Origin of the sequence: Microcystis sp. M109S1 (genome assembly GCF_020247025.1) — a bacterium.
GTDB lineage: Bacteria > Cyanobacteriota > Cyanobacteriia > Cyanobacteriales > Microcystaceae > Microcystis.
The window spans coordinates 1-4,076 of sequence record NZ_JADBRW010000213.1 but is presented as its reverse complement, the minus strand read 5'-3'; the positions used below and the strand labels follow the sequence as shown (position 1 = coordinate 4,076).

Below are 4,076 nucleotides of genomic sequence, written 5' to 3'. Positions count from 1 at the left end.
CAGGTGGTCAATTACCTAATTTTCAGGGAAAAAGTCCCGGAATTTTCCCCCCAATCACTCCAAGGGTCGGCACTTTTTGAGGGAAAAAAAGTCTAAAAACCTTGTTGGATAAGGTTTTTAGATTTATTCAGCAAACCCTACTTAGCGGTGAACTATCTTGTTTAATCTAGACTAAATCGAACCCCTACCCCCTTGCTTCAATCCATGCTCGCATTTTACCCGGATTGTTCAATCCGTAGGGATCGACGAGTTTTTTAAATTCTAGTTGTAGCGGATTAATCTGTCTGCTGCCGCCATCTTCCATGATATAAGTGTGAGGATTGGCAATGGCTGCCCCCTGTTGTTCATAGATAGCAATAATCTCATTTAATCGAGTTTCTGTGGTAAATTCTAGCAAGGGAAGACCGGCGGGAATAACTTTACCTTGAAATTTCAAAAATTCTAGGTGCATCATTATTTCCTCACCAAAATAATTATAGAGTTTCTCTACCGTGGCTAGATTAAAATAAAAAGCTTGTAGATAAGTTATTTTGGGGTTAAAACTACGCGCATGGAGAGTGGTATGATTCCAAGTAAATTCTAAGATACTATGGCCTTTTTGGGTTTCTTCTGGCGTTTTATAGTAAGTAAGTTCACCATTATATTCTTTAATTAAAGACTCTAATGCAACTCGATCGCCCGCCGATACTATTAACAAAACTGCCGCTTTTCCTGTGGTTAAATAATCCTTAAGAGCAGTAAAATAAGCGGGAATTGGCCAAGAGTGAACACTAACCATTTTCTTGACAATGCCATCACTATCACTGAGAGCTTGACCGAATTTAGCGGCGGTGATAAAATCGGCAAAAGTAACGATAAATTCTGCCCAAGGATAACAGGGAGCGAGGGCTATTTCTAACTCGGTAATAATGCCATTTGTTCCGTAGGCATGATTGACTTTTTCTACCTCATTCCCCCGTAGTTCGATAATTTTTGGTTCCGCTTCTAGGGTGACTAATTGCACTGCTTGCAGATTGCCCCTATCCTTCAATTGTCCATAATTAATCGAACCCATGCCCACACTGCCACCCCCGATAAAACCGCCAATTGTCGCCGTCCGATAGGTAGAGGGAGCCATTCTTAATTCCCAACCGATTTCGCGAGCTTGTTTATCAAAAAATGCCATTTTTACCCCCGCTTCTACCCGGGCTGTACCCGGTTCGATCGAGATAATTTTTGTTAGTTTGGTTGTGTCTAAAATTACTCCTCCCTGCAAGGGAACACATTGACCATAATTACCTGTACCCGCACCTCTGACAGTTAAAGGAATTTGGTATTTAACGCAGGTTTTAGCGATGTCAATAACCTCTTGGCTATTCTGGGGACGAATGACTAAATCAGCCCGTTTATCTCGCAGTTGTGCCTCTAAAATGGGACTAAAATGATAATAATCTAAGGAAAGTTTCGCCACTTGCCCCGGATCGGTGATAATTTCTAGATGGGAAAGTTCTTGAATGAGATTTTGACAGTTAGATTTCATGGTTAGGTAGGGTTTGCTGAAAAAGTTATTGGTGGGGTTAGGATTCAGGATTCAGGATTCAGGATTCAGTCCCGATGAAAAAATTTTCACCACCAGAGATGAAATAGGTTTCCTTCCCTACACCCCACACCCCACACCTCACATCCTACACCCCACATCCTACACCCCACACCCTACACCCCAATCAGCGATCGCCGCTTGGGGAAAAATTAAAAACCGATCGCCTAGGCGGTCGGTTTTACTAAGAACTATAAACTTTTATTAACTTTGTTTGCTGAGAAACTGTTGAGCTTGTCTAATAGCGGCAGCGCCGATATTGAAGAAAGCCCAGCCAGCAGCGATAAGCAAAGGGGTTAAAACGATTAACACTCTCCAGTCCATAGATTTCGTTCTCCTCGATCGGTGCTTAAAAGATTGTTACTTGATTCTCATTTTATATTTATACCCTAATCCGCCCGTTTTGGGAATCCAGTATCAGTAGCTTTTCCCGCATGAACGAGGGCAAGTTTAGCATAGCGCTCGGCGTGTTCGATCAACTCTTGAGCCTCCTGTGGCGACACTTCTCGGACGCGTTTAGCGGGAATGCCCACCACTAAAGATCGCGGTGGTATATCTTTTGTGACGATACTACCCGCCCCGACAATACTACCCGCCCCGACGCGCACACCATCGAGAATCACTGCCCCAATGCCGATTAAACAACCGCGTTCAATATGGGCTGCGTGAATTACCGCCCGATGCCCGATGGTGACATAATCTTCAAGGATAGTAATTTTGCCCGGATCTCCGTGTAGGATCGCCCCATCTTGGATATTAGTATAAGCCCCAATTTCGATGCGTTCCACGTCGGCGCGCAATACTGCCCCATACCAAACACTCACCCCCACAGCTAGGGAAATATCGCCCATTACCGTGGCATTAGGGGCGATAAAAGCCGCTTGACTGACATCGACAATCGGCCAGAAATTAGAAGTTGATCTTAAGTTATCTAAAGACATGAAAGGAGCTGCACTAAAGTCGAAAGAGAATACCCGTCCAATTTGGTTGGGTATAATATGGATAGGATTATTGGTACAAAGATAGCAATTTTTAGTTTAGGTTCTTCCATGATTAATGCAAGTTTACAATACCCTGTTTTTGGCCCCGATATCCATTGTCCTCACTGTCGGCAGCTAATCCCCGCCCTCACTTTGACGGATACCTATTTGTGTCCGCGCCATGGGGCTTTTGAAGCCGATCCCAAAACGGGAGAGTTGGTTCACTTGCAGTCAGGACGGCATTGGCGACTCTGGAATGGTGAGTGGTATCGTCAACACACTCACCCGGATGGTATTCGTTTTGAGATTCACGAAGCACTCGATCGCCTCTATACTCAAGGATTTAAGGCGACTAAAGTAATTATTGCCAACCGTTATCGCGATTTAGTTAGTTCCTACTTAGAACGTAACACCGCTTGGCGGGGTAATGGACCGGGTGAAGCCGCTATTCCCCGTCTCTACGGTTTACCAGTAGAATTTAGCCCCGATGCTCCCGATGAACCCTGTTGGGATGTAATTAATTTTGATCTGGAAAAAGAACCGGGGGTTCCCAAACGTTATCCCTATTTTCGTCTTTTTGACTGATTACTGATCACTGAAAATGCACCATGCTTCTATCCGCACCGCTAATATCCATCGGGCGATCGCTTTTTACCAACTTCTCGGTTTTACCCTAGAGGAAAGATTCACCACGGGTTATACTTTGGCCTGTTGGCTAACGGGGTTAAACGGACGCATCGAATTAATCCAAATTCCTCAACCGAAACCCGCCCCCGATGCCTTTAGTGATCAGCATTATGTGGGTTATTATCACTTGTCTTTTGACCTAACAGAAAATGTCAGCAATTTACCAGAATGGTTAGAAAAATTAACAAATAACTTTCAGCAAGCTCATCAAGAGGATGCGGATTTATATCAACCTTTAAACATTCTTTTGCCACCCCAACAACAGATGATCGGCGATCATGTCTATGAAGTCACCTTTATTGCCGATACAGACGGGTTACCCCTGGAATTTATCCGTCGTTTAACGCCGAAATCAGCGACCAAGGTATTGTAAAGTTTCAATACAAATATAGTCAGATATAGTCAGGCATGGTAATATATAGACAGAAAACTATCAGACTAGGCAAAAAAAACAGGAATAAGTTATCGAACGGCTTGGAGGTGGTGGAAACAAGGGAATTTAACAGGCTATCAATTGCCTTCCGGTACAATTAAGCTAAACGGCTTTTACTTCGGATCACCGATATAGACTCCAAAAGGGTTATAGCTATTGGATCATGCAGGTTAAGCGCCGTTTAGCTTATCACAACGGATAACAACCCCTCAAAACCCGACGCTGAGTTAAAAGGCAACGGATAACAATGTTAGTAGCAGAAAGACACATTATCAAGAAAGGACATCGATTTTGGGCTGAGATAGATAATTTATCTTGGCAGTCTAAAAATCTCTACAACTCAGCCAATTATTTAATCCGACAAAACTTCATTTATGGTCATGGCTATTTGACCTATAAT

The 4,076-nt window shown here is 43.4% G+C and carries 5 protein-coding genes; 2 read left to right on the top strand and 3 right to left on the bottom strand.

Annotated features, from left to right (window positions below; translation table 11 throughout):
• Positions 1 to 184: 184 nt before the first annotated feature.
• The 3 genes from IM322_RS10775 to IM322_RS10765 form a co-directional block, all read right to left on the bottom strand.
• Positions 185 to 1,519 (bottom strand): FAD-binding oxidoreductase, encoded by a 1,335-nt coding sequence (locus IM322_RS10775; RefSeq protein ID WP_287675600.1) that lies wholly within the window; start codon positions 1,517 to 1,519, stop codon positions 185 to 187.
• A 261-nt stretch (positions 1,520 to 1,780) separates the two neighbouring features.
• Positions 1,781 to 1,900: a photosystem II protein Y gene (locus tag IM322_RS10770; protein ID WP_286827180.1), complete on the bottom strand. Its 120-nt coding sequence runs from the start codon at positions 1,898 to 1,900 to the stop codon at positions 1,781 to 1,783.
• A gap of 65 nt (positions 1,901 to 1,965) precedes the next feature.
• Positions 1,966 to 2,517, bottom strand: a complete 552-nt coding sequence (locus IM322_RS10765; protein WP_061433254.1) for a gamma carbonic anhydrase family protein — start codon at positions 2,515 to 2,517, stop codon at positions 1,966 to 1,968.
• 108 nt (positions 2,518 to 2,625) lie between these two features.
• Between IM322_RS10765 and IM322_RS10760 the strand changes: the two genes are divergently transcribed.
• Both IM322_RS10760 and IM322_RS10755 read left to right on the top strand, forming a co-directional pair.
• The gene (locus IM322_RS10760) at positions 2,626 to 3,141 is read left to right on the top strand and encodes a TIGR02652 family protein (RefSeq protein ID WP_158202360.1); all 516 of its coding nucleotides are present in this window, start codon (positions 2,626 to 2,628) and stop codon (positions 3,139 to 3,141) included.
• Between the two features lie 16 nt (positions 3,142 to 3,157).
• Positions 3,158 to 3,616, top strand: coding sequence for a VOC family protein (locus IM322_RS10755; RefSeq protein WP_286827182.1), 459 nt, complete (start codon positions 3,158 to 3,160; stop codon positions 3,614 to 3,616).
• Positions 3,617 to 4,076 lie beyond the last annotated feature (460 nt).